22 protein-coding genes are annotated in these 24,860 nt (G+C 72.3%); 2 read left to right on the plus strand and 20 right to left on the minus strand.

Going from position 1 to position 24,860, the window contains the following annotated elements; all coding sequences use genetic code 11:
- Positions 1–804 precede the first annotated feature (804 nt).
- The 13 genes from V6U82_RS15610 to glyA all read right to left on the minus strand — a co-directional run bounded on the left by V6U82_RS15610 (position 805) and on the right by glyA (position 11,760).
- Positions 805–1,260: a DUF2550 domain-containing protein gene (locus V6U82_RS15610; RefSeq protein ID WP_120573385.1), complete on the minus strand. Its 456-nt coding sequence runs from the start codon at positions 1,258–1,260 to the stop codon at positions 805–807.
- Between the two features lie 12 nt (positions 1,261–1,272).
- Positions 1,273–1,551, minus strand: coding sequence for a F0F1 ATP synthase subunit epsilon (locus V6U82_RS15615; protein WP_047893558.1), 279 nt, complete (start codon positions 1,549–1,551; stop codon positions 1,273–1,275).
- Between the two features lie 109 nt (positions 1,552–1,660).
- Positions 1,661–2,806 (minus strand): LCP family protein, encoded by a 1,146-nt coding sequence (locus V6U82_RS15620; RefSeq protein WP_128136759.1) that lies wholly within the window; start codon positions 2,804–2,806, stop codon positions 1,661–1,663.
- A 215-nt stretch (positions 2,807–3,021) separates the two neighbouring features.
- Positions 3,022–4,467: a F0F1 ATP synthase subunit beta gene (gene atpD, locus V6U82_RS15625; RefSeq protein ID WP_128136758.1), complete on the minus strand. Its 1,446-nt coding sequence runs from the start codon at positions 4,465–4,467 to the stop codon at positions 3,022–3,024.
- The gene (locus V6U82_RS15630) at positions 4,467–5,396 is read right to left on the minus strand and encodes a F0F1 ATP synthase subunit gamma (protein ID WP_120573382.1); all 930 of its coding nucleotides are present in this window, start codon (positions 5,394–5,396) and stop codon (positions 4,467–4,469) included. Before V6U82_RS15630 ends, atpD begins: the two co-directional genes overlap by 1 nt.
- Before the next feature lie 4 nt (positions 5,397–5,400).
- Positions 5,401–7,053: a F0F1 ATP synthase subunit alpha gene (gene atpA, locus V6U82_RS15635; protein ID WP_128136757.1), complete on the minus strand. Its 1,653-nt coding sequence runs from the start codon at positions 7,051–7,053 to the stop codon at positions 5,401–5,403.
- Positions 7,054–7,138: 85 nt separating this feature from the next.
- Positions 7,139–7,960 carry a F0F1 ATP synthase subunit delta gene (locus V6U82_RS15640; protein ID WP_128136756.1) on the minus strand — a complete coding sequence of 274 codons (822 nt, stop codon included), beginning with the start codon at positions 7,958–7,960 and terminating at the stop codon, positions 7,139–7,141.
- The gene (locus tag V6U82_RS15645; protein WP_091422605.1) at positions 7,960–8,499 is read right to left on the minus strand and encodes a F0F1 ATP synthase subunit B; all 540 of its coding nucleotides are present in this window, start codon (positions 8,497–8,499) and stop codon (positions 7,960–7,962) included. The genes V6U82_RS15640 and V6U82_RS15645 overlap by 1 nt, the downstream gene beginning before the upstream one ends.
- Positions 8,500–8,528: 29 nt before the next feature.
- Positions 8,529–8,756 (minus strand): ATP synthase F0 subunit C, encoded by a 228-nt coding sequence (locus tag V6U82_RS15650; protein WP_091422600.1) that lies wholly within the window; start codon positions 8,754–8,756, stop codon positions 8,529–8,531.
- A gap of 70 nt (positions 8,757–8,826) precedes the next feature.
- On the minus strand, positions 8,827–9,624 hold the full coding sequence (atpB, locus tag V6U82_RS15655; protein WP_128136755.1) for a F0F1 ATP synthase subunit A: 798 nt from the start codon (positions 9,622–9,624) through the stop codon (positions 8,827–8,829).
- Positions 9,625–9,635: 11 nt separating this feature from the next.
- Positions 9,636–9,872 carry an AtpZ/AtpI family protein gene (locus tag V6U82_RS15660; RefSeq protein WP_091423295.1) on the minus strand — a complete coding sequence of 79 codons (237 nt, stop codon included), beginning with the start codon at positions 9,870–9,872 and terminating at the stop codon, positions 9,636–9,638.
- A gap of 174 nt (positions 9,873–10,046) precedes the next feature.
- Positions 10,047–10,478: a hypothetical protein gene (locus V6U82_RS15665; RefSeq protein ID WP_334461864.1), complete on the minus strand. Its 432-nt coding sequence runs from the start codon at positions 10,476–10,478 to the stop codon at positions 10,047–10,049.
- On the minus strand, positions 10,471–11,760 hold the full coding sequence (glyA, locus tag V6U82_RS15670) for a serine hydroxymethyltransferase (protein WP_334461866.1): 1,290 nt from the start codon (positions 11,758–11,760) through the stop codon (positions 10,471–10,473). Before glyA ends, V6U82_RS15665 begins: the two co-directional genes overlap by 8 nt.
- A gap of 35 nt (positions 11,761–11,795) precedes the next feature.
- Between glyA and V6U82_RS15675 the strand changes: the two genes are divergently transcribed.
- Positions 11,796–13,259, plus strand: coding sequence for an SDR family oxidoreductase (locus V6U82_RS15675; protein ID WP_334461868.1), 1,464 nt, complete (start codon positions 11,796–11,798; stop codon positions 13,257–13,259).
- Between the two features lie 141 nt (positions 13,260–13,400).
- On the opposite strand, the gene V6U82_RS15680 is transcribed toward V6U82_RS15675, so the two are convergent.
- The 4 genes from V6U82_RS15680 to prmC form a co-directional block, all read right to left on the minus strand.
- On the minus strand, positions 13,401–15,509 hold the full coding sequence (locus V6U82_RS15680) for a transglycosylase domain-containing protein (protein ID WP_334461870.1): 2,109 nt from the start codon (positions 15,507–15,509) through the stop codon (positions 13,401–13,403).
- 116 nt (positions 15,510–15,625) lie between these two features.
- Positions 15,626–16,237 (minus strand): arsenate reductase/protein-tyrosine-phosphatase family protein, encoded by a 612-nt coding sequence (locus V6U82_RS15685; RefSeq protein WP_334461873.1) that lies wholly within the window; start codon positions 16,235–16,237, stop codon positions 15,626–15,628.
- Positions 16,238–16,882, minus strand: a complete 645-nt coding sequence (locus V6U82_RS15690; RefSeq protein ID WP_334461875.1) for an L-threonylcarbamoyladenylate synthase — start codon at positions 16,880–16,882, stop codon at positions 16,238–16,240.
- A complete protein-coding gene (prmC, locus tag V6U82_RS15695) occupies positions 16,882–17,772 on the minus strand; it encodes a peptide chain release factor N(5)-glutamine methyltransferase (protein WP_436836998.1) in 891 nt (296 codons plus the stop codon). Before prmC ends, V6U82_RS15690 begins: the two co-directional genes overlap by 1 nt.
- Positions 17,773–17,902: 130 nt before the next feature.
- Here prmC and V6U82_RS15700 point away from each other — a divergent pair, with 130 nt between their 5' ends.
- Positions 17,903–19,456: a GGDEF domain-containing protein gene (locus V6U82_RS15700; RefSeq protein ID WP_334461878.1), complete on the plus strand. Its 1,554-nt coding sequence runs from the start codon at positions 17,903–17,905 to the stop codon at positions 19,454–19,456.
- A 72-nt stretch (positions 19,457–19,528) separates the two neighbouring features.
- Here V6U82_RS15700 and prfA read toward each other — a convergent pair whose 3' ends face one another.
- The 3 genes from prfA to V6U82_RS15715 form a co-directional block, all read right to left on the minus strand.
- On the minus strand, positions 19,529–20,617 hold the full coding sequence (prfA, locus tag V6U82_RS15705) for a peptide chain release factor 1 (RefSeq protein WP_334461880.1): 1,089 nt from the start codon (positions 20,615–20,617) through the stop codon (positions 19,529–19,531).
- A gap of 88 nt (positions 20,618–20,705) precedes the next feature.
- Positions 20,706–20,930 carry a 50S ribosomal protein L31 gene (rpmE, locus tag V6U82_RS15710; RefSeq protein WP_013288272.1) on the minus strand — a complete coding sequence of 75 codons (225 nt, stop codon included), beginning with the start codon at positions 20,928–20,930 and terminating at the stop codon, positions 20,706–20,708.
- A gap of 363 nt (positions 20,931–21,293) precedes the next feature.
- A complete protein-coding gene (locus V6U82_RS15715) occupies positions 21,294–24,722 on the minus strand; it encodes a phosphodiester glycosidase family protein (RefSeq protein ID WP_334461888.1) in 3,429 nt (1,142 codons plus the stop codon).
- Between the last annotated feature and the right edge of the window lie 138 nt (positions 24,723–24,860).

Genomic DNA, 24,860 nt, shown 5'->3' on the forward strand with positions numbered 1-24,860 from the left:
GGGGTGCCTCTGCGCGGCGCCGCAAGCATGTCCAACGACCCACCACCCGCCACCATTCCCGGGGCGGTACACGCCACCGGAGGAGGCAGACGCGGGGGTTCACGTCGTCGGAACCGTGTCCAACGACCAGCCCGCCGGGATCATTCCCCGCGACTCACGTCACCAGAACCACACCCAACGACCAACCGCCCGGGGGTCATTCCCAGGGCTTTGCGGGTGCCGCCCCGCTCGGGGGGCGAGCCGGTGCTCGTCGTTCACCCGGATACAACGCCACCCACCCGCCAGCCATTCCACCGTCGGAGTGCCGCCGACCACCCCCGAACCCGACACCCACCCCACCCACACCCCCCGGGCCCAGCCGAGGCAACACGCCCTACACCCCCCGGTGATCAAGGAGTTTGCGTCGACATCCGGCCCGGCCGAGGACACAAACCCCTTGATCACCGCCGAACAAGCCCTCGGGCAACCACCAAGGCGTCGATCATGAGGTTAGCGGCGACAAAACGGACACCAACCGCGGCTAAGTTCATGATCGACCCACACAGGGCCAGGGCTGGCGCGGAGCGGAGCGGAGCGGGAACGGGAGCAGAAGCGGGAGGGGTCGCCGGGTCGCCCGCGCGATCTTGCAGTTCGCGCCCTCCGCGTGCCCTGTTTGCGCGGTTTGCGGGGTACTGAAGTGCAAGATCACGGGGTGCTGCGGGGACGCTTTGGCGATCTTGGAGTTGTGGTGGCTCGCGAAGGGGGCGAACCGGGCAGCCTGGGCGTCACACGTCCGAGATCGACGGAAGCTGAGGCGCGCGGGGGTCAGGCGGCGGGCCAGTCCTGGGAGGCCAGACGCGGCGAGACCGCCCCGGGTGGGGCGGCCTCGAGCCAGGACAGGAATCCGGTAACGGTGGATCGCGCCATGGCGATCTCGATCGGCGCGTGGTGACTGGTACAGCGCAGGATCACCCACTCGGCGGGCATCGACATGCGCTCCTGCCCCTCGGGCAGCCGGCGGCGCTCGACCGCCAGCCCCTTACGCGACAGCACCCGCTTGGGGCGCAGCGCGAAGCTGAACATGCGATACCAACGGAGCTCGTCGCCCACGAAGCGACCGAACCCGGGTGACCAGCCACGACCGTCGAGGATCGTGTTGACCCGGACGCTCAGCCGGATGATGCCACCGCTACGCGTGAACAGGGCCCGCCGGATGAAGAGGATCAGAAGCGCGACGACGACGATCGCGACGCCGATTCCGATCCCTTCGACGATCTCCATCGGCGGGTCGGCTCAGCGGGCCGGGGTGGCGGGGGTTGCGCTCTCGGCGAGGACCGTGACGCCCTCACCGGTCACCGACAGGAAGCCGCCGGCCACGTCGTACGCGACCTGCTGGCCACCGGCCTGCTTGATGCGTACCTGGCTGGGTTCGGCGAGCTGGCCGAGCAGAGGTGCGTGCCCCGGCAACACACCGAGCTCACCCTCGGTCGTCCGGGCGACGACCATCTCGGCCTCGCCGGTCCAGACCTTCTCCTCGACGGCTACGAGCTCGACGTGAAGCTGCTGTGCCACGCTGTCTCCTTGCTGCGGCGGCGGATTGCCGAAAGTCTAGTCGCGCCCCCGCAGCCCACCCAACGCGGGTGGTGAGAGCCGGACCACCACGGCCCCGCATCCGCTCAGGCTACTTGGTCTTCTGGACGAAGTCGGGGTGCTCCAGCAGGAAAGCGTCGAGCTGCTCGGTACGCAGGGCGGTGAAGAAGTCCTCCGCCGGTTCGAGCAGTTGCTCACCCCGGTAGTTGCTGCCGGTGCCGATCCCCCCACCCGGCAGCTTGATCGTCTCGATCGCGTCCGGGCGGATGTCCTTCAGGGCCAGCCCGAAGTCCACCACGCTGTTGCCGCGCCCGTTGAACACCAGCGACTTCCCGGCCGCACGCAGCACCCGGTCCAGCTTGACCGGGTTGGTCACCACGTCGGCGCTGAACGCCTGGCTCGCCATCGCCTTGACGAACTGCTGCTGGTGCCGCTGCCGGCCGTAGTCGCCGTCCGGCACGCCGTTCTTCGGGTAGCGCTGTCGGACGTAGTCCAGCGCCTGCCAGCCCTCCAGGTGGGCGTTGCCCTTCTCGTACACGGCCTGCGGGCCGAGGTAGCCACCGCCGCCGGGCCGGAGCTGGCGCGGCGTGCCGTCCGGCTGGAGGTGCTCGGAGCGCACCTCCCGCTCGATGTACATGTCGACACCGCCCATGGCGTCGACGATCTTCTTGAACCCGCTGAAGTTGATGATCGCGCCGGCGTCGAAGCGCTTGATGCCGGTGACGTCCTGCACGGTCTTGGCGAGCAGCTCGAAGCCCTGCGCGGTGCTGGGGTTCTGTCCGGGCACGTTGCTGCCGTGCGACATGGCCGCGTTGAGCCGGTCGTTGGCGCCCGCGTAGTCGGCCTTGGGGAACGCCGGGATGTCCACCCGCAGGTCGCGCGGGAGCGAGAAGAGATAGCCGCGGTCCATGGTGGCGGGCACGTGCAGGACCATGATCGAGTCGGCCAGCGGGCGGGCGGTCGACGTGCGGGGGTCCACGCCGACGAGCAGGATGTTGAGCGGGCCCTTGATGTCGCTCTTCTTCTCGTTGGCGCCGGCGGCCTGGTCACCGAAGAGGTCGGCCTTGCCCACCGACCCCTCGTAGCGGGCGACCAGGGCGCGGGAGCCGATCAGCACGGAGCCGCTGAGCACTACCATGACGATGCCCAGGATCGTGCAGACGCGGGCCCACCGGGGCACACCGCGCCACATGGACCGCTTCCCGCGATCCGCGCCGCCCTTACCACCCACGAGCATCTCCAATCGTCGCGCCCACGGGTAGGAAGACGGGCGCGGGGGTCCGTTTGGTTGCAGAGATCAACGGCCGGGATGTGAAGTCGTGTCAGGAACGGTACCGCGCGATCCGGCGAACTGCTTGCCGGAGAACCGGGCATCTGGTAGTGCAGTGGCCGGAAAAGGCGAGGGCCGCCCCGGCTTTCGCCGGGACGGCCCTCGTGGGTGTGAGCGGGCTCTCAGCCCTCCTCGCCCATCAGCTCCTTGGCCTTGGCCCGGAGGTCGTCCAGGCCGCCGCACATGAAGAACGCCTGCTCCGGGAAGTGGTCGAACTCCCCCTCGCTGATCCGGCGGAAGGCGTCGATGGTCTCGGCGATCGGGACCGTCGAGCCGGGCACGCCGGTGAACTGCTCCGCCGCGTACGTGTTCTGCGAGAGGAACCGCTCGATCCGGCGGGCGCGGCCGACGGTGAGCTTGTCCTCCTCGGAGAGCTCCTCGATACCGAGGATGGCGATGATGTCCTGCAGGTCCTTGTAGCGCTGCAGGATCCGCTTCACCTCGGTGGCGACGGCGAAGTGCTCCTCGCCGACGAACTCCGGGGCGAGGATCCGGGACGAGGACGCCAGCGGGTCCACGGCCGGGTAGATGCCCTTGTCGGAGATCGACCGCTCCAGGTTCGTGGTCGCGTCGAGGTGGGCGAACGTGGTGGCCGGCGCCGGGTCGGTGTAGTCGTCGGCGGGCACGTAGATCGCCTGCATCGAGGTGATGGCCTGGCCCCGGACGGAGGTGATCCGCTCCTGGAGCTCGCCCATCTCGTCGGCCAGGGTCGGCTGGTAACCCACGGCGCTCGGCATGCGGCCGAGCAGCGTGGAGACCTCGGAACCGGCCTGGGTGAAGCGGAAGATGTTGTCGATGAAGAGCAGCACCTCCTGCTTCTTCACGTCACGGAAGTACTCCGCCATGGTCAGCGCGGACAGCGCGACCCGCAGGCGGGTGCCCGGCGGCTCGTCCATCTGGCCGTAGACCAGCGCGGTCTTGTCGATGACGCCCGACTCGGTCATCTCGGCGATGAGGTCGTTGCCCTCGCGGGTGCGCTCACCCACGCCGGCGAAGACCGAGGTACCACCGAAGTTCCGGGCCACACGGGTGATCATCTCCTGGATGAGCACCGTCTTGCCCACGCCGGCACCGCCGAACAGGCCGATCTTGCCGCCCTTGACGTACGGGGCGAGCAGGTCGATGACCTTGATGCCGGTCTCCAGCATCTCGGTCTTCGGCTCCAGGTCGGCGAAGGCCGGGGCCTTGCGGTGGATGCCCCACCGGTCGTCGGCCTGGATGGTCTCACCCTCGGTGAGGTTGAGGCACTCGCCGATCGCGTTGAACACGTGGCCCTTGACCGCGTCGCCCACCGGCACGCTGATCGGCGCACCGGTGTCGCGCACCTCGGTGCCGCGGACCAGGCCGTCGGTCGGCTGCATCGAGATGGCGCGGACCAGGTTGTCACCCAGGTGCTGGGCGACCTCCAGGGTCAGCGTCTTCTCGCCGCCGGAGAGCGTCACGTTGACGTGCAGGGCGTTGAACAGCTCCGGCATGGCGTCGCGCGGGAACTCGGCGTCGACGACCGGGCCGATGACCCGGACCACGCGACCCGTGGCCGTCTTGGTCTCAACTGCGGATACAGTCATCACACTTCACTTCCCGACGCGGCCAGCGCGTTCGCGCCGCCGACGATCTCACTGATCTCCTGGGTGATGCCGGCCTGACGGGCCGAGTTCATCTCACGCGTGTACTTCTCGATCATCTCTTCGGCGTTGTCGGTGGCGCTCTTCATCGCCCGCCGGCGGGCGGCCGACTCACTGGCCGCCGACTCCAGCAACGCCGCGAAGATCCGCGTGTTGATGTACTTCGGCAGCAGGGCGTCGAGCAGCGACTCCGGCTCCGGCTCGAACTCGTACGCCGGCAGCAGGCCCTCGGACCGGGGCCGGTCCTCGACCTGCATCGGACCGACGATCCGGGTCACCGGGTTCTGCGTCATCAGGGACTTGAACTCGGTGTAGACGATGTGCAGCTCGTCCACGCCGAGGATCCCGTCGGCGCCGGCGTCGTTGTCCGTGTCGTCCGCGCCCGCGGTGAACGCCTTGATCAGCGTCTCACCGACCTCGCGGGCGTCCTCGAACGTCGGCTGCTCGGAGAAGCCCGTCCAGCTGGCGGCGATCTGCCGGTTGCGGAACCGGTAGAACGCCACGCCCTTGCGGCCGATGACGTAGAGCACGGGCTCCTTGCCGTCGGCGCGCAGGCGGGCGATCAGCGACTCGGCGGTCCGGATCGCGTTCGAGCTGTAACCACCGGCCAGGCCCCGGTCGGCGGTGACCAGCAGGACGCCCGCCCGCCGCACCCGCTCGCGCGGGGTGAGCAGCGGGTGGTCGATCCGCGCGTTCGAGGCCAGCGCCGTCAGCACGCCGGTGATCGCCTCGGCGTACGGCAGCGAGGCCGCCACCTTGGCCTGGGCCTTGGCGATGCGGCTCGTCGCGACGAGCTCCATCGCCTTGGTGATCTTCTTCATCCCCTTGGCGGAACGGATCCGCTGCCGGAGAACGCGTACCTGGGCGGCCATCGGATCAGCTCTCGGCCGGGCGGTCGGTGCTGCCGTCGCGGAAGCGGGTCACCGTCTCGCGGGTCTCCTCGCCCTCCAGCGGCTTGGCCGGCGCGTCGTTGACCCGGACCTCGTCCTCCTTGCCCAGGAAGACCTGCTTGAACTCGGCGATCGCGGAGTCGAGCGAGGAGATGATCTCGTCGTCCCACTTGTTGTCCGCGATCCCGGCCAGGACGCCCTCGTGCTTGTGGCGGAGGTACTGGAGGAACTCGGACTCGAAGCGGCGGACCTCGCCGACCGGGACGTCGTCGAGCTTGCCCTCGGTGCCGGCCCAGACGGAGACGACCTGCTCCTGCACCGGGTACGGCGAGTAGTTCGGCTGCTTGAGCAGCTCGACCAGGCGGGAACCGCGGTCCAGCTGGGCCCGGGAGGCCCGGTCCAGGTCGGAGGCGAAGGCGGCGAACGCCTCCAGCTCGCGGAACTGGGCCAGGTTCAGCCGCAGCGAGCCGGCGACCTTCTTCATCGGCTTCACCTGCGCGGCGCCACCGACCCGGGAGACCGAGGTGCCGACGTTGATGGCCGGCCGGACGCCCTGGTTGAACAGGTCGGTCTCCAGGAAGATCTGGCCGTCGGTGATGGAGATGACGTTGGTCGGGATGAACGCCGAGATGTCGTTCGCCTTGGTCTCGATGATCGGCAGACCGGTCATCGAGCCGCCGCCCAGCTCGTCGGAGAGCTTGGCGCAGCGCTCCAGCAGACGCGAGTGCAGGTAGAAGACGTCACCCGGGTAGGCCTCGCGGCCCGGCGGGCGGCGCAGCAGCAGCGACACGGCGCGGTACGCCTCGGCCTGCTTGCTCAGGTCGTCGAAGACGATCAGGACGTGCTTGCCGCCGTACATCCAGTGCTGTCCGATGGACGAGCCGGTGTAGGGGGCGAGGTACTTGAAGCCGGCCGGGTCGGAGGCCGGGGAGGCGACGATGGTGGTGTACTCCATCGCGCCCGCCTCCTCCAGCGTCCCCTTGATGGAGGCGATGGTGGAGGCCTTCTGGCCGATCGCGACGTAGATGCAGCGAACCTGCTTCTTCGGGTCGCCGGAGCGCCAGTTCTCGCGCTGGTTGAGGATGGTGTCCAGGGCGACGGTGGTCTTGCCGGTCTTGCGGTCACCGATGATCAGCTGGCGCTGGCCGCGGCCGATCGGGGTCATCGCGTCGACGGCCTTGATGCCCGTCTGGAGCGGCTCGTCGACCGACTTGCGGGACATCACGTTCGGGGCCTGGAGCTCCAGCTCGCGGAAGCCCTCGTTGGCGATGTCGCCGAGGCCGTCGATCGGCTCGCCGAGCGCGTTCACCACGCGGCCGAGGAACGCGTCGCCGACCGGCACGGAGAGCACCCGGCCGGTGCGCTTGACGCGCTGCCCCTCTTCGATCCCGCCGAAGTCACCGAGGACGACGACACCGATCTCCCGGACGTCGAGGTTCAGCGCCACGCCGAGCGTGCCGTCCTCGAACTCCAGGAGCTCGTTGGTCATGGTCGAGGGGAGACCCTCGACGTGGGCGATGCCGTCACCGGCGTCGGCGACGGTGCCGACCTCCTCGCGGGAGACGTCGGCCGTGTAGGAGGAGACGTAGCGCTCCAGGGCGCCGCGGATCTCCTCCGTCGAGATGGTCAGCTCGGCCATCCTCTGCTTCCTTAAGTATCAGGGGCCCGGGATACCTAGTACCGACCGGTCCGATGGCGTCGAATCAGGGCTGCTAAGACGCTGGTCAGCGCTTCGCGAGCGCGTTGCGGGTCTCGTTGAGGCGGCGCAGGACGGTCCCGTCGTACAGGTCGGATCCGACCCGTACGCGCACTCCGCCGAGCACGTCGGGGTCGACCGTCTGCTTGACGGACACCTCCCGACCGTACATCTGGGAGAGGCGGGCGCCGAGGCGTCGCTCCTCCTCGTCGTTCAGCGGAGCCGCCACGGTCACGTACGCGACCTGACGGTCCCGCCGGTCGGCGGCCAGCTCGACCAGCCGGGTGAGCGCACCGGTGAAGGAGCGTCCCCCGAAGCCGGCGAGCGCGGCCTCGACGAGGCGGACGGTGACCGGGCGGGCCTTGCCGGCGAGCAGCTGCCGGGCCAGTTCGGCCCGCCGCTCGACAGTGGCCATCGGGTCGGAGAGCGCGTTGGACAACTCGCCGGAGCCGGAGACGACCTGCCCGAAGCGGAACAGCTCGTCCTCGACCTCGCCCAGCTCGCCGGTCGAGTCGGCGCTCGCCAGGAGCGCCTCCACGCCGAGCCGCTCGACGCCGTCGAGCAGCTCCGACGGGGCCGACCAGCGACCGGAGACCATCGTCGTCAGCAGGTCGAGCGCGTCCGCGCCGACCTTGCCGCCCAGGATCCCGGTGAGCAGAGCGGCGCGGTCCTCGCCCGAGCGCGCCGGGTCGGACAGCGCCCGGCGCAGCCGCGGCTCACGCCGCAGCAGGGCGGCGACGGAGAGGATGTCGTCGGCGGTGGAGGCCACCGCCGACGGCTCCGCGCCGCGGGCGTACGCGTCGAGGCGCTCGGCCCCGGCGGAGTACGACTCCCGGCTGGCGGCCTGCATCAGCGGGCCCCCGTGCTCTCGAGACCGCTCAGGAACCGGTCGACGGTGCCCTTGCGACGCGCCTCGTCGGCCAGCGACTCACCGACGATCTTGCTGGCCAGGTCCACCGCGATGGTGCCGACCTCGGTGCGCAGCTCGCGCACGATGGTGGCCCGCTCCGCGGCGAGCTGCTCCTTGCCGGCGGCGATGATCCGGTCGGACTCCTCGCGCGCCTTGGCGAGGATGTCCTGGCGGATGCCCTCGGCGTCGGCCCGGGCGTCGTCACGGATCTTGGCGGCGTCGGTACGCGCCTCCGCGAGCTGGGCCCGGTACTGCTCGAGCAGCTGGTTCGCCTCGGCCTGCGCGGCCTCGGCTCGCTTGATGCCGCCCTCGATCGCGTCCACCCGGGCCTGGAACGTCTGCTCCATGCGCGGGAAGACGAACTTCATCAGCACGAAGCAGAGGACACCGAAGGCGACCAGCCCGACCACGATCTCCTGCCAGACAGGAATGATCGGGTTGTGGGTCGTCTCACCACCCTCAGCGGCGAGGAAGTACATGGGAAAACCTCCCGGTCAAAGGGGCTGGTTCAGCCGGCCCAGATGAAGCCGAAGGCGATGCCCAGCAGCGCCAGCGCCTCGATGACGGCGAAGCCGATCCAGACGTACGGAAGGGTCATCCGGGACGACTCCGGCTGGCGGGCGGTCGACTGGATGTAGGCCGAGAAGACCAGGCCCACGCCGATGCCCGGGCCGATGGCCGCGAGACCGTAGCCGATGGCGGCGGTGCTGCCCTCTACCGCGGCGTAGATGTCCATTGGTTGGTTCCTCCTGGTTATCACGCGTGACGGTCACGCGGGACGACAACGGTTGGTGCGAAAGATCGGATCAGTGCTCGTCGGCGAGGGCGCCCTGCACGTAGCTGGCGGTCAGCACCGTGAAGACGTACGCCTGCAGACAGATCACCAGGAACTCGAGGAAGGTCAGCGCGATCGTCATCACCCAGGACAGCACCGAGACCGGTGCCAGCCAGACGTTGGCGCTGAGCATGGCGAACCCGCCGAGCGTGAAGACCAGCAGGAGCATGTGGCCGGCGAACATGTTCGCGAAGAGACGGACGGCCAGCGAGAACGGCCGCACCAGGAACGTCGAGAAGAACTCGATCGGGATCAGCAGCGGCAGGATGTACCAGGGCGCCGGCGGGACCAGAGAGTTCTTGAAGTACTTCACGAAGCCGTGGTGCCGGATGCCGACCCAGTTGAACATCACGTAGCTGATCACGGCGAGGATGGCCGGGAAGGCGATGTGCGAGTTCGGCGAGATCTGGAAGAACGGCACGATCGCGAAGAAGTTCGTCAGCAGGATGAAGCAGAAGAGCGTGGTGAAGTACGGCGCGAACCGCACTCCCGCGTGCCCGATCATGTCCACCGCGATGTTGTTGCGCACGAAGCCGTAGATCGACTCGGCGAACCACTGCTTCTTGGTGGGAACGAGCTGCGGCTTCCGGTACGTGGCCAGGAAGAAGATGATCAGCACGCCGACGGCGATCCACACCATCGCCGTGATCTTGGTGAACCAGTACGAGTTCTCCGCACCCCAGGGCAGGATGCTGGGCAGGTAGAAGTCCCCCACACTGGGTGGGAATTCCGCCTGGCCCTGAGCCAGGACGTTCGCCTGTCCGAACACCGCGTCCCTTCCTAAGTAGGCGTGCCCAGTCGGCGGACGACCAGGATGATCCCCCCGGCCATGCCGAGCACGACCCCGATACCGGTGGCGACGCCGCCGGTATCGAGCCAACGGTCGACCAGCCAGCCGATGAAACCCCAGACGAGCATGCCCCCGATGAGGTATGAGAGCGCGGTCCAACCCTGACCGGCACCGGACGGAACGTCGCCCGGGCCGCCAGTGTCGGGGGGTTTCTGGTCACCGGCCATGACGGGGCGAACGATATCAGTCGAGCAGAAGAGGCTGTGCCTCACCCCCCGCACAACCTGGTTGTGTGGGACACGGGCGGGCGAAGTCGTCTGGAGGCACGGTACTCCTCCCCCGCCACTGAGAGAATGACCGATCGCGGACAGAACCACGCGTCGCCCGAAGGGTGGGACGGCTCAGTGCGGCAGCCGTCGGGCGTGGACCGTGGTCAGCCACCAGACGTGCACGCCGGTCCACACGACGACTCCCGCGGCGATGCCGAGACAGAACGGAATCAGTCCCGGCCAGCCGGTCGAGGCGACCAGCACCATCACCCCGCCGAGCGCGGTGATCTTGGCGACGTAGAGGCCCAGCCCGAACGGCAGCACGAGCTGCGGGTCCTTGGAGTCCGCCCAGGCCAGGACCACAGTGGTCAGCGTGTAGCTCGCCGCTGTGACGGCCACCCCGGCCGCCGCGCCGAGCGCGCCGTCCGCGCCGCGCCACACCCCGCCGGCCACCGCCGCGACAGCGGCGAGCACCGCCACCGCGGCCAGCAGCACGGGCAGATGACGCAGTCGCCAGCCGTGGTCCGCGGTCTCCTCCGCCGCGCGCGTCCCGGGCTCAGCCACGGGGGTACGCCGGGAACTCGGTGACCAGCGCGGTCACGTCGGCGGCGATCCGGGTCAGCTCGTCGCCACCCCCGGGGGACTCCGGATCGGTCCGCACCGCACGCCCGATCAGCGTGGCGATCCGGCGCATCTCCCCCTCCCGCATGCCCTGGGTGGTGACGCTCGGCGAGCCCACCCGGATGCCGGAGGCCACCGCCGGCGGCTGCGGGTCGTACGGGACGGCGTTCTTGTTGAGCGTGATGCCGGCGGCGTCGCAGCGGGCCTCGGCCTGGGCGCCGGTCACGCCGGTCTCGCGCAGGTCGAGCAGGGCCAGGTGGGTGTCGGTGCCGCCGGAGACCGGCGGCAGCCCGTCCGCGGCCAGTCCGTCGGCGAGCGCGCGGGCGTTGGCGACCACCTGCGCGGCGTACGTGCGGAACTCCGGCTGCGCGGCCTCGCGCAGCGCGACCGCCTTGGCCGCGACGGCGTGCATCAGCGGGCCGCCCTGGGTGAACGGGAAGACCGCCTTGTCGATCCGGGCCGCCAGCGGCTCCCGGCAGAGGATCATGCCGCCGCGCGGGCCGCGCAGCACCTTGTGGGTGGTCGCGGTGACCACGTCGGCGTACGGCACCGGGGACGGGATGGCACCGCCGGCGACCAGGCCGATGAAGTGGGCGGCGTCCACCATCAGGTACGCGTCGACCTCGTCGGCGATCTCCCGGAAGCGGGCGAAGTCGATCAGGCGTGGGTACGCGGTCGCGCCGCAGATGATCATCTTCGGCCGGTGCGCGCGGGCCAGGTCGCGTACCTCGTCGTAGTCGATCGTCCCGGTGTCCCGCCGGACGGTGTAGCCGACCGGGTGGAACCACTTGCCGGAGAAGTTCACCCGGCTGCCGTGGGTCAGGTGCCCGCCGTGCGGCAGATCCATGGCCAGCACCGTGTCACCCGGCTGCACCAGCGCGGCGTACGCGGCCAGGTTGGCGCTCGCCCCGGAGTGCGGCTGGACGTTCGCGTGCTCGGCGCCGAACAGCTCCTTCGCCCGGGAGACGGCCAGTTCCTCGGCCCGGTCCACCTCGGCGCAGCCGCCGTAGTAGCGCCGTCCCGGGTAGCCCTCGGCGTACTTGTTGGTGAGCGTGGAACCGAGCGCGGCCAGCACGGCCGGCGAGGTGAGGTTCTCGCTGGCGATCAGTTGCAGGCCGCCGCGCAACCGGTCCAGCTCGCCCAGCACCACCTCGGCGATCTCCGGGTCGACGGCACTGAGCTGCTGGAAGTCCGGTCCCCAGAAGGTGTCCCTCGCGTTCTCCACAGCGAAGGAGTCTACGGAGCCGCACACTGGATGCCGTGAGATGCCTCGTCACCGGCGCTACCGGCTACATCGGCGGACGCCTCGCGCCCCGGCTGCTGGCCGAAGGGCACACCGTACGCTGCCTGGCCCGCACCGCCGGGCGCCTGCGGGACGTGCCGTGGGCGGCCGAGGCGGAGGTCGTCGAGGGCGACCTGCGGCGGCCGGAGACGCTGCCGACCGTGTTCGCGGGCATCGAGGTCGCGTACTACCTGGTCCACTCGCTGGGCCAGCATGGTTTCGAGGCGGCCGACCGGGAGGCGGCGACGAACTTCGCCGAGGCGGCGCGCGCCGCAGGCGTACGCCGGATCGTGTACCTCGGTGGGCCGGAGCCGCCGGAGCGCGACGGCCTGCCCTCGGCGCACCTGCGCTCCCGGGCGGAGGTCGCGCGGATCCTGCTGGACAGCGGCGTGCCCACAGCGGTGCTGCGCGCCGCCGTGATCATCGGATCCGGTTCGGCCTCGTTCGAGATGCTCCGCTACCTGACCGAGCGGCTCCCGGCGATGGTCACCCCGCGCTGGGTGCGCAACCGGATCCAGCCGATCGCGGTCCGGGACGTGCTGCGCTACCTGGCCGGGTGCGCGCACCTTCCGGCCGACGTCAACCGGGCCTTCGACATCGGCGGCCCGGACGTGCTGACCTTCAGCGACATGATGCAGCGCTACGCCCGGGTGGCCGGGCTGCGGCCCCGGGTCATCCTGCCGGTACGCCCGCTCACCCCGTCGCTCTCCTCGCACTGGGTCGGCCTGATCACCCCGGTGCCGAACGCGATCGCCCGGCCGCTGGTGGAGAGCCTGGTGCACGAGGCGGTGGCGCACGAGCACGACATCGCCCGGTACGTGCCGGACCCGCCGGACGGGCTGACCGGCTTCGACCAGGCGGTCGCGCTGGCGCTGACCAAGGTGCGCGACGCGCAGGTGGAGACGCGCTGGTCGAACGCGAGCGGGCCGGACGCGCCCGCCGAGCCGCTGCCGTCGGACCCGCGCTGGTCCGGCGGCACCGCGTACACCGATCTGCGGGAACGGACGGTGGACGCGCCACCGGCGGCGCTGTGGCGGGTCATCGAGGGCGTCGGCGGCGAGAACGGCTGGTACTCGTTCCCGCTCGCCTGGTCGGTGCGCGGCTGGATGGACCGCCTGATCGGCGGCGTCGGGCTACGGCGGGGCCGGCGCGACCCGCACCGGCTCCAGGTCGGCGAGGCGCTGGACTTCTGGCGGGTCGAGGAGATCGTCCCGGGTGAGCTGCTGCGGCTGCGGGCCGAGATGCGGCTGCCCGGCCGGGCCTGGCTGGAGATGCGCGCCGAGCCGGACGGGGACGGCCGCAGCAGATACGTCCAGCGCGCCGTGTTCCTCCCGCGCGGCCTGCCCGGCCACCTCTACTGGGCCTCGGTGGCCCCGTTCCACGCGGTCGTCTTCGGCGGCATGGCCCGCAACATAGCCCGAGGCGCCGAACACCCGAACTGACCCGCCCCGCCCCCCGGGCCCCGCGCGCGCCCCGCGCCGGCGATCTTGCACTTGTGGCCCTTGACGTGCCCCGTTGTGCACGTTCTGTCCGGGCAGCAACCGCAAGATCGGCACGGTGGGGCGGGGCGGGGTGAGGCGGGGTCAGTTGCCGGTTCGGGGGCTGGTGTGCTGGAAGGCTACGGCCTGGCCGGGCGGGACGAAGTCGCGTACCGGCTCGTCGCGCAGCGACCACGCGAGGATGCGGCCCACGGCCTCGATCTGGCGCTTCTGCACGCCGCCGCCGACCGCGTCCCGGGGGTCGTCCGGGTTCGCGGCGATCGTCGCCACCGCGAGCTGCGGCGTGAACGCGACGACCGTCTCGGTGGCGTTCCGCTCCGAGCTGCCGGTCTTGCCCGCAACCGGCCGGCGCAGGCCCGGGGCCAGTTCCTCGGCGGTGCCGCCGTCGCAGCGGCGGTACATCGACTGGTCGCCGACCGGGCAGCGGCTGGCGTCGGCCGCCGCGCGGGCGACCTCGGTGTCGAGCACCTGCCGGCAGTCGGTGTTCCCGGCGGCCACCGTCCGGCCGCCCGGATCGGTGATCGAGGTGACCGGCGTGGGCCGGCACCAGGTGCCCTCGGCGGCCACCGCGGCGTACGCGCCGGCCAGGTCCAGCGGCGTGGTGGCGGAGACGCCGAGCGTGAACGGTCCCCAGCTCTTGGCGCCCTCGCGGGCCATCTCGGCGTCGGCCGGGGCGCGGAACACGATGCCCAGCCGCTGGGCCATCTCGACCACCCGGTCCGCGCCGACGCGCTCGGTCAGCCACGCGAAGTACGTGTTCACCGACCGGCCGAACGCGTCCCACATGTCCCGGTCGCCGTCCATCCAGTAGGTGTTGGCGTTCTCCGGACACCACCGGCCGCCGCAGCTCGCCGGGCCGGCGCCGACCGGGTACTGCGTCACGTAGACGCGCGGCGCGTCGAACTCGGTGTCCAGCGGCAGCCCGGACTCCAGCGCGGCCAGCAGCGCGAACAGCTTGAACGTGGAGCCCGCCTGGTAGCCGGTGATGCCGCCACCGCCGGCCACCAGCTGGTTGACCGTGTTCGGGTAGTTCTGCTGCCCGTCCGGGTTGGCGGTCGTGCCGTAGGTGCGGTTCACCGCCATGGCCAGCACCCGGCCGGTGCCCGGCTGCACCACGGCGGTCGGCGCCGCCCGCGCGATCGTCTCCGGGTAGATCTCCCGCACCTGCTCGCTCGCCTTGGCCTGCACGTCCGGGTCGAGCGACGACACGATCTTCCAGCCGCCGCGGCGCAGCGTCCGCTGCCGCTCGTCCACGTTCTCGCCGAACGCCGGCTGGGCGTTCCACCACTGGGTGAACCAGTCGCAGAAGAAGCCCCAGTCGTTGTGGTCGGCGGGCACCGCCGCGCAGTCGTTCGGCGTGGTGTTCGGCTTGAGGGCCAGCTCCGTGGCCTTCGCCGCCTCGGCGTCGGCCGCGCTGACCCGTCCGGTCTCCACCATCCGGTCCAGCACGTATGCCCGGCGTTGCCGGGCCGCGTCCGCGTCGCCGTTGATCGGGTCGTCGGCCGGGGACCGGACCAGCTCGGCGAGCAGCGCGGCCTGGGCCAGCGTGAGCCGGTCCGGCGTGGTGGAGAAGTAGCGCTTGCTGGCGGCGGCGATGCCGTACGCCCCGGCGCCGAAGTACGCGATGTTCAGGTAGCGCCCGAGGATCTCGTCCTTGCCGATCTGCCGTTCCAGCGTCAGCGCGTACCGCATCTCGCGGATCTTGCGCCCGACGGTGATCTCGGTGGCGGCGGCGCGCTGCTCCTCGGTCAGCCGGGGGTCACCGGCCAGCGCGTTGCGCACGTACTGCATGGTCAGCGTGGAGGCGCCCTGTCGGGTGCCCTCGCGGCGGTTGGCGGTGAACGCCCGCGCCACGCCGCGCACGTCGACGCCGTGGTGCTCGTAGAAGCGCACGTCCTCGGCGGCCACGATGGCGTCGCGCATCACCGGCGCCACCTCGCCGACCGGCACGTCCACCCGGTCCTCGACGTAGAACGAGGTGATCAGCGTCCGTCCGTCGTTGGCGTACAGGTTGGAGCGCTGCGCCGGCTGCGGCGTCTTGAGCGCCTCCGGCAGCACGGTGTACGGCATCAGGTTCTTCACGCCCAGCCCGAGGACCAGCGCGGCCGGCAACGCGGCCGCCGCCAGGGCCAGTCCGGCGAGCACGCCGGCGAGCACAACGGTGAACAGCTTGTCGAGATAGGCCCGGTTCATCAGCTCTCCCCGCAGGAGCCGGCCGTACGGACCCGTTCAGAATGACCGGAATGGCCGCTTTCGCCGCCATCTTCGGCGAAATGCGCAGGAAGTTCGCGAGGAAGGATGAACCGCGATCAGGGGAGCAGGACGGCAGCCAGCGGCTGCACCGTCTCCTCGATCTCGTCCGCGACCCGGCTGAAGCACTGGTCGCCCCGGCCCCACGGGTCGTCCAGATCGTCGGTGGGCAGCGCGGAGGCGTTCTGCCGGGCCTCGTCGGCGGCCGCGACGAGGGCGACGCCGCGCGCGTACACGGCGTCCGGCGTGGGCTCGGCCGGTGGCAGCGCGGACCGGTCCAGCCCGCCGAGCAGACGGCCGAACTCGCCGAGGACGAACGTGCGCGCGGCGGCGTCCGGCCGCAACGCCACCACGTACTCTTGCTGGTCGGCGGTGGCGGTGAGCACCAGGTCGGCGGCGTCGATCAGGTCGGAGCGCAGCCGCCGGGCGGCGAACCCCTCGGTGTCACCGCCACGCGCGATCACCTGCCGCGCGGCGGGCGGGTTCATCTCCTCCCCCGCGTGCCAGCCGCCGGTGCCGGCGCTGTGGCTGTGCACGAGCGCGTCCGACCCGGTCGGGTCGACGTCGAGGCGGGCCAGCCGCTCCCGGACCGCGAGCAGCAGCAGCCGCTCGGCCATCGGCGACCGGCAGATGTTGCCCATGCAGACGTGCAGGACGGTGAAGGGCGGCACTCAGACCCCCCGCTCGTCGAGGATGTCCGGCACGACCTCGCGCAGCTTCGCCAGCGTCACCGCGCCCGCACGCAGCACCCGCGGCACGTCGCCGGTCAGGTCGACGATGGTGCTCGGCACCGGGTCGACCGCCGGCCCGGCCTCCAGGTAGGCCCGGACGCCGTAGCCGAGCTGGTCGCGCGCCTCCTCGGCGGTGAGCGCGGCGGGCTGGCCGATCTTGTTGGCCGACGCGACGGCCATCGGCCCGGTCTCCCGCAGCACCTCCAGCGCCACCGGGTGCAGCGGCATCCGCACCGCCACCGTCCCGCTGTTGTCGCCCAGGTCCCAGGCCAGGCTCGGCGAGTGCTCCACCACGATGGTCAGCGCACCGGGCCAGAACGCCTCGACCAGGTCGCGGGCCGCGCCGGGCAGCGAGAAGACCAGGCCGTCGAGCGTGTGCCGGGAACCGATGAGCACCGGAGGCGCCTGCCGGGCGCCGCCCTTGGTGTCCGCCAGGGCCTTCACCGCGTACGGGGTGAAGGCGTCCGCCCCGATGCCGTAGACCGTGTCGGTCGGCAGGACGACGAGTTCCCCGTTCTTGACCGCCTCGATGGCAGCGGCGATGCCGCGGTCCCGGTCGGCGGGCGACCGACAGTCGTAGAGCATCACGAGGAGTCAGTCTGCCACGCCGGGGCCGGGTCGGCGTGGGTGCCGTCCGCCCGCCGGGACGCGCTCGCCCAGCGGGGCCGCCCGGCCAGGTCCGGGTGTTCCGCGACCCGGTCGTAGCGGCCGTCTTCGCGCAGCAGCGCGGGCACCGCCGCCGCGTGCGTGTCGTCGTGCTCGATGCCGATCGCGCCCCCCGGGCGCAGCAGCACGGCGGCCCGGCCGACCACCGGCCGGATCACGTCCAGCCCGTCCGTGCCGCCGAACACCGCCTCGTCCGGGTCGTGCCCGGCCACCTCCGGCGGCACCGTCACCGACCTCGGCACGTACGGCGGGTTGCAGAGCAGTACGTCGACCCGCCCGGCCAGGTCGGCCAGCAGGTCCGGATCGGTCACGTCGGCGGCCACCACCTCGATCGGCCGGTCCCCGGCGGCGGCCCGGCCGGCCGCGTTGCGCCGCAGCCACGCCAGCGCGGCCGGGGACCGTTCCACCGCCACCACCCGGGCCGCGGGCACCTCCTGCGCGACCGCGAGGGCGATCGCGCCGGAACCGCTGCACAGGTCCACCACGAGCGGCGCGGCGTACTCCCGGGCCCGCTCGACCCCCCAGCCGGCCAGCAGTTCGGTCTCCGGCCGGGGCACGAAGACGCCCGGCCCGACGGCCAGCTCCAGGTGCCGGAAACCGGCCGAGCCGAGCAGGTGCTGCAACGGCTCGCGCGTCACCCGCCGCCCGACGAGCGCGTCCAGGCGGTCGCGCTGCGCCGGGGTGAAGCCGTCGGCGAGCGCCAGCCGGCCACGCGGCACTTCCAGGACGTACGCGGCGAGCTGCTCGGCCTCGGCGCGGGGCGCCTCGACGCCCGCCGCGGCGAGCGCGCGCGCCACCCGGGCGATCACCAGCGAGGGGCGTTCGCGTTCTGTCCCTTCGGACGGGTGTTGCGGGAGTGCGGTCACGCAATAATCATGAGGCGTCGCGGCCCACCTCACGAGCGGGTGCGTCCGGGCGCACACCGCAGGGAGGTCGCGAGTGGGCTGGCTCGACCAGGTCGAGGACCAGGTTGACGCTCTCCGCCGCGCTCGGTCACTGCAGGAGGCCAGCCGGTCCGCGGAGGCGTGTGCCCTGCTCGACCGCGTCATCCGCGCCACCGACGACCCGTACGCACGCGCGGACGCACTGGTGCAACGCCTGTCCGCGCTGATCAATCTCGGCCGCACCGCCGAGTTCACCCGGGCCGTCGAGGACGCCTCCGCCGCCGTCCGCGACCTGACCGAGCCCTACCTGCACGGGCACCTCAACGCGCTGGCCGCGCTCGCCGCCCACCACCAGGGTGCGCTGGACAGGTGCGTGATGCACCTGGTCCGGGCAGCCCGCGCGCTCAGCGCCGACGACACCCCCGACCGGGACACCGCCTGGGGCTGGCACGACCTGGCGATGGCGTACTCGTACCTCAGCTTCCACGGCCACGCGCTCGGCGCGATCGAGCGGGCCCGGGAGGTCGGCCTCAGCGTCGGCATCCCCGAGGAGACGTTCGCCGCGCCCGGGATCCGGCTGCGCAACGCGGTCGCGCTCGACCACAACGGCGACAGCGACGGGTGCCTGCGGGTGCTGCGCGACGTCGCCGGTGACCTGGCCCGGTTCCTGCGCGGCGGGGGCGCCGGCAACCTGCGCCCGAGCAGCCTCGCCGCGTACGGCTACGCCGCCGCCCGCCGGGCCGCGCTCGGCGACCGGGTGGAGTCCGCCGGGGACGCCGACCCGACCCGGCTGCTCGGCCACGGCGGGGACAGCGCCCGCGCCCGCGACCTGCGCCAGCTCGGTCAGGTCTGCCTCGCGGTGGCCGCCGGCCGCCCGATCGAGGCGGTCACCCGGCTGGACGCGCTCCGGGTCTCGGACGAGACGCTCGGCGCGGCCGAGGCGCCCCGGCTGCGCAGCGTCGCGCTGTCCCGGGCCGGTGACCACGCGGGCGCGCACCGGGCCGACCGGCACGCGTTCCGGCTGGCGGCGCGGCGCAGCGACCGGCTGCGGGACGTCTACATCGACGGCATCGCCGCCCGGATCGACCACGAGGAGATGCGCCGCGAGGCGGCCCGGTACGAGGGCGAGGCGCTCACCGACCCGCTCACCGGCCTGCCCAACCGGCGCCGGCTGGAGCGCTACCTGGGCGCCGTGGTGTCCCGGGGCGAGCGGGTGGTGATCGGCGTCTGCGACCTCGACGGGTTCAAGGCGGTGAACACCCGGCACGGCCACCACTCCGGGGATCTGGTGCTGCAACGGGTCGCCGGGGTGATCAACCGGGTGATGCGGCGGGGCGACTTCGTGGCGCGCTACGGGGGCGACGAGTTCGTCGTCGTGCTGCCCGACACCGGCATGCCCGAGGCGGTCGAGGTGGCCCGCCGGATCGAGGCGGCCGTCCGCACCGAGGACTGGGAGTCCCTCGTACCGGGCACGCCGGTCGGGGTGACGATCGGCTTCGCCGAGGTCGACGGCAGCACCACTGTCAGCGTCCGGGAGGCACTGGGCGCCGCGTTCGAGCTGGCCGACCGGGAGATGCTGCGCGCCAAGGCGCGGTTGCGGGCGAGCTGAGGCCGTACCCCGGGGGGTTGCCTTCGCCCTTGCGAGCCGTGCGGGCGGCGCGGCGCGCGGGGCCGCGCCGGGTCAGCGGCGGGACAGCTCGGTCCCGCCGGCCAGCCGGGCCGCGCGGTCCGCCTCGGCCAGCGCGTCGAGCACCCCGTCCAGCTCGCCGGCCAGCGCCAGGTCGAGGTTGTACGCGGTGTAGCCGATGCGGTGGTCGGTGATCCGGTTCTGCGGGAAGTTGTAGGTGCGGATCCGCTCGGACCGGTCCACGGTGCGGACCTGCGCCTTGCGGGCGTCCGACGCCGCCGCGTCCGCCTGCTCCTGGGCGGCGGCGAGCAGCCGGGCGCGCAGGATACGCATGGCCTGCTCCCGGTTCTGCAACTGCGACTTCTCGTTCTGGCAGGAGACCACGATGCCGGTCGGCACGTGGGTGATCCGGACCGCCGAGTCGGTCGTGTTCACCGACTGCCCACCGGGGCCGGACGAGCGGAACACGTCGATGCGCAGCTCGTTCGGGTCGATGGTGACGTCCACGTCCTCCGCCTCGGGCAGCACCAGCACGCCGGCGGCGCTGGTGTGGATCCGGCCCTGCGACTCGGTGACCGGGACGCGCTGCACCCGGTGCACGCCGCCCTCCCACTTGAGCCGGGACCAGACGCCGTTGCCGCCCTCCGGCACACCCTTGCTCTTGATCGCCAGCGAGACGTCCTTGACGCCGCCCAGGTCGGAGTCCTGCGCGTCGATCACCTCGGTGACCCAGCCGTGCCGCTCGGCGTACCGGGTGTACATCCGCAGCAGGTCGCCGGCGAACAGCGCCGACTCCTCGCCGCCCTCGCCGGCCTTGATCTCGACGATCACGTCCTTGGCGTCGTGCGGGTCGCGCGGGATGAGCAGTTCCGCGAGCCGTTCCTCCAGCGCCGGCAGGGACGCGGCGATGCTGTCCGCCTCGGCGGCGAACGTCGCGTCCTCGGCGGCCAGCTCCCGGGCGGCGGTCAGGTCGGCCCGGGCCTGCTCCAGCTCGCCGGCCGCCTTGTGCAGCGGGACCAGTTCGGCGTACCGACGGCCGACCCGCCGGGCGGTGCCCTGGTCGGCGTGGATGGCCGGGTCGGCCAGCCGCCGCTCCAGCTCGGCGTACTCGTCGAGGAGGGCGGCCAGGCGCTCACTGCTCATGCTGCGGATGCTCCTTGGAGATGGAACCGGCACAAACGGACGAACGCCCGTGCCCGGCAGGAGCCGGACACGGGCGTCGTCGACGGAGCTACTTGGCCTTCTTGGCCTGAACCTTGGCGTACTTCTGCTGGAACTTCGCGACCCGGCCGGCGGTGTCCAGCACGCGCTGCTTACCGGTGTAGAACGGGTGGCAGGCGCTGCAGGTCTCGACGCTGATGGCGCCGCCCTTGGCGGTGCTGCGGGTCGTGAACGTGTTGCCGCAGGAGCAGCGGACCTCGGTGGTCACGTACTCCGGGTGGATGTTGGGCTTCATGTCGCCTCGGTCCTTTCGTCGGTGGTCGCCGGGTCGCCGTCAGTGCTCCCCGTCGTCACGACGGGCTCGGGCGTGAACCGGAACCGGTGGCCGATTGACCAGTCTGCCACGGGCGTCTTCCACCCGGCACAGGAGGTCCGCCACCCCCAACGCCGGCCCACCCGTCAGCATTCCCACCCCCACCCCACCCACTCCCCCACCGACCCGCCCCCGGCTCGGCCTCACCCCGGCGACCCCGACCCCGTCGATCATGAGGTTGACGGCGTTTCCTGCCGCTTTTGTCCGGGCCAACTTCATGATCGACGGGGCGGGGCGGGGGGCGGGGGCGGGGCGGGGCGGGGGCGGGCAGGGTGGGGTGGGGGGTTAGGGGGTGGTGGTCACGTGGGCCTCGGCCTTCACTCCGTTCACCGTGACCGTCAGCTGGACCTGGGCGCCGGGGCGCAGGGCGGTCAGCTTGCCGGTCAGTGGGTCGAAGCGGGCGGCGTGCCAGGGGCGTACGCCCGCCGCGCCGCCGACGTGCAGGTTCGGCGACCCGGACCAGTCCGCGCTGACCGGCGCGGTCACCGGCACCTGCCGGCCGCTGGGCTGGGTGAGCGTGGCCGTGACGTCGGCCGGCGTACGCCGGGACACCTGCGCGGGGGCGGCCAGCGCGAGCCGGTCGACGTGGGCGTGCATCTCCGCGCTCACCCACGTCGGCCCCTCGGCCAGCGGGTCACGGCGGGCCCGCTCGGCCTCCCCCGGCGTCACCGGATCCACGCCGAACTCGGTCCAGCCGGTGAACCCGCCGAGTGCCGCCGGGGTGGACGGGTCCTTGCCCGAGTTGCCGTTGATCACGTACGGGACGCCGTCCACCCGGTCGGCGTGGAACGTGCCGACATGGCCGTTGACCATCAGCGCGCCCTTGCCGGTGCGGTGCTGGAAGTCGGCCAGCCACTGCTCGACCAGCGCCGCCTCCTTGCGGTCGCCGAGCTGGCTGGCCTTGGCCGGGCTCGGGTCGCGCGGCGGGTGGTGGAAGAACACCGCCACCGAGCCCACCGAGCGGTCGGCGGCGGCCTGGTCGAGCGTCCGGCGCAGCAGTTCCACCTGGTCGAACCCGCCGCCGCGCAGCGACCCGGTGGCGGTGCTGAGCGTGAGGAACCGGGTGCCCCGGTGGTCGAAGACGCGCGAGGTGTCCCCGAAGACGCTGCGGAAGTTGTCGATCGGCGCGCCCATGATCTCGTGGTTGCCCGGCACGTAGTGGTAGGGCACCTCGCCGCCCAGTTCCTCGTCCAGGATGCGCTTGGCCAGGGCGAAGTCCGCCGGGTAGGCGGTGTCCACGAAGTCGCCGTTGATGATCAGGAAGTCCGGCCGGGCGGCGCGGACCTCGCGCAGCGTACGGCGGGCCTGGGCGACCAGGTCGCTGTCCGGGTTGGCGGCGACGAACTGGGCGTCGGAGAGCACCGCGAAGCGCCAGGGCGCCCCGTCCACGGTGCCGTCGCGCACCACGACCCGGTCGGTGCGGTTCGGCTCCGGCGGCGCCTGCACGTCCGGCGGCACCCGGGCCACCAGGTCGTCGATCACCACCTCGCTGCGGTACTGCTTGGCCGGGTCGGTCTCGGCCACGTAGAACCGGCGCACCCGCACCGGGTACTGCACACCCGGCGGTACGGCGAACTCGACATACTTCCAGCCGGTCCAGTCCAGGTACGGGCCGCGCAGCACGAACTGGGTGTCCTGCGCGTCGTGCAGGTGCAGGCTGGGCCACTCGCCGGTGCCGTTGGCCTTGATCCACATACCGAACGCCTGCGGCTGGCCGGGCACGTCGATCCAGGCGGGCGGGTCGGCGTACGCGGCCCGGGTGCCGGTGGACTGGCTGAAGTCGTACGACATCCGCAGCCCGGTGCCGGTGTGCCCCTCGGCCGGCGCGACCGACCCGGCGGCGCGGGCCTGGCTGAACTTCCACGACGCCGCGTCGTCGAATCCGGCCACCGGCACGTCGGTGAGCCCGACCGTCACCGGCAGGACCGTGGTGCGGTTGCCGACCCGCGCGGTGACCAGCGCCGAGCCGGTCGCGGCGAGCGCCTTGACGGACAGGTTGCCGTCGGCGGTGGGGGTGACGGAGAGCAGGTCGCTGTCGTACTCCAGCGTCAGGTCGGCCGGCTCGATCGGCGCGGTGTTGCCCTCGGCGTCGTAGCCGACGACGCCGAACAGGCCGCTGTCACCGGCCCGGTCCAGGCCGACCCGGTCGACGGTGCCGTCGATGCGCGCCAGCGGCCCGAGCACTGTCAGCTCGATCGTGCCCCGGGCCCGGCCGCGCGCGGCGGTAACGGTGCTGCGGCCGGGGACGGCGGCCCGGAACACGCCGTCGCCGTCCACCCGGCCGTGGGTGGCGTGCCAGCGCGGCTCGCCCGCGGCCGGTCCGTACGTCTCGTCGTATCCGGCGGCGGTGAGCCGGCGGGTGAGGCCGGGGAAGACCCGGTCCGGCCGGCCGCCGCGCACCGGGGCTACGCCGGGTGCGGCGGTCGGGTCGCTGGCGGTCTCCAGCCAGTAGCCGGTGAGCCGGCCGCTGCCCTTCGGGGCGTAGACGGCGAGCCCGTTGGGCACCGGTCGCTCGCTGCCGTCGGACGGGCTGTTCTCCACCTGGACCGTGGCCGCGCCCGGCTCCCGGGCCAGCAGCGTGGAGGAGCCGCCGCCGTCGAGGTTGAGCGCGTTCGCGGCGCCCAGCTCGGCCATCATGCGGCCCATCTCGGTCTGGGTGGCGCCCCGGCTGTCCATCTGCCGCCCGTCCACCGTCAGCATGATCATCTTGCGGCCGTCGGCGGAGAAGCCGACAGCGGTACGCGGGGCCAGCGACTGGTCGGCGATGTCCTGCACCACGCCGTCGCGCACGAGCACGTTGCCGCCGCCCACCGCGGCACGCAGGTCGCCGCCGTCGGAGGCCCGCGGTCGCCAGGTCAGGTCCACCGCGTCGCCGGGACGCAGCGCGGCGAGCGCGTCGGCGCCGGCCTCGCGGCCGAGCAGCACGCTGCTGCCGGCCGGGATCGGCCCCTCGCCCGCCGTGGTGGCCACGCTCGCCACCCGGCCGCCGGTCACCGTCACCTCGACCGTCCGGGCCGCGCCCTCCACCGCCCGCTTGCGGGTGTACGAGCCCCAGAGCGGCGTGAACACACCCACGCCGTCGCGCTGCACCATGTTGTTGAACTGGGTCAGCGGCACCGGCCCGGCGGGCAGCGTCGCGGTGCCCTCGAAGCCGACCTGGACGACCCGGCCGATGCCCTGGGCGCTGATCGCGACGGCGTTGGGGTGCCCGGCCACGGGCGACTGCACCAGCTCGCCGGAGCGGACGCCGACGCCCTGGGCGGCGCCGGAGTTGTTGATGTCGAAGAAGTCGCCGTTGACCGCCGCGACGGCACGGGACCGGTCGACCGCGGCGCGCAGCGGCTCGTCCTTGGTGACCTCGCCGGAGTTCACGTAGTCCACTGTCAGACCGCCGGCCAGGTCGGCGGTGAGGGCGTCGGCGCGCAGCCAGCCGGCCGCGTCGTACCGGTCGAAGGAGGTCAGGTCGAGACCGGGCGCGACCGGCCGGGTGGTCTTGGCGGTCTCCAGGCCGCCGGCCGGTTCCACACCGGCGAGCGCGACTGCGGAGTCGGCGCGGGACGAGGCGCGTGGCGCGTCCTCGGCCGCGGTGGCGGCGGACGGCGCGACAGCCGGCGGCGCTGCCGTGGCGGCGGACGGCGCCGGCGCGGTGAGGGTCAGCAACGGCGTCAGCAGCAGGACGCCGGCGAGATGGGCGGGTCGACTGCGGGTTCGCATGGACGACAGTCAACCCGACGGTGAACAGAAGTTTCAATACCTCGCGGCTTAACCGTAGAAAAACTTCACGGTCGGCCGCCCGGTACGCGACGAGGGGCACGGCCGATGCGGCCGTGCCCCTCGTTCGTCGGATCCGTC

This window comes from Micromonospora sp. CPCC 205554 (assembly GCF_036902745.1).
In the GTDB taxonomy this organism is placed as follows: Bacteria; Actinomycetota; Actinomycetes; order Mycobacteriales; family Micromonosporaceae; genus Micromonospora; species Micromonospora tulbaghiae.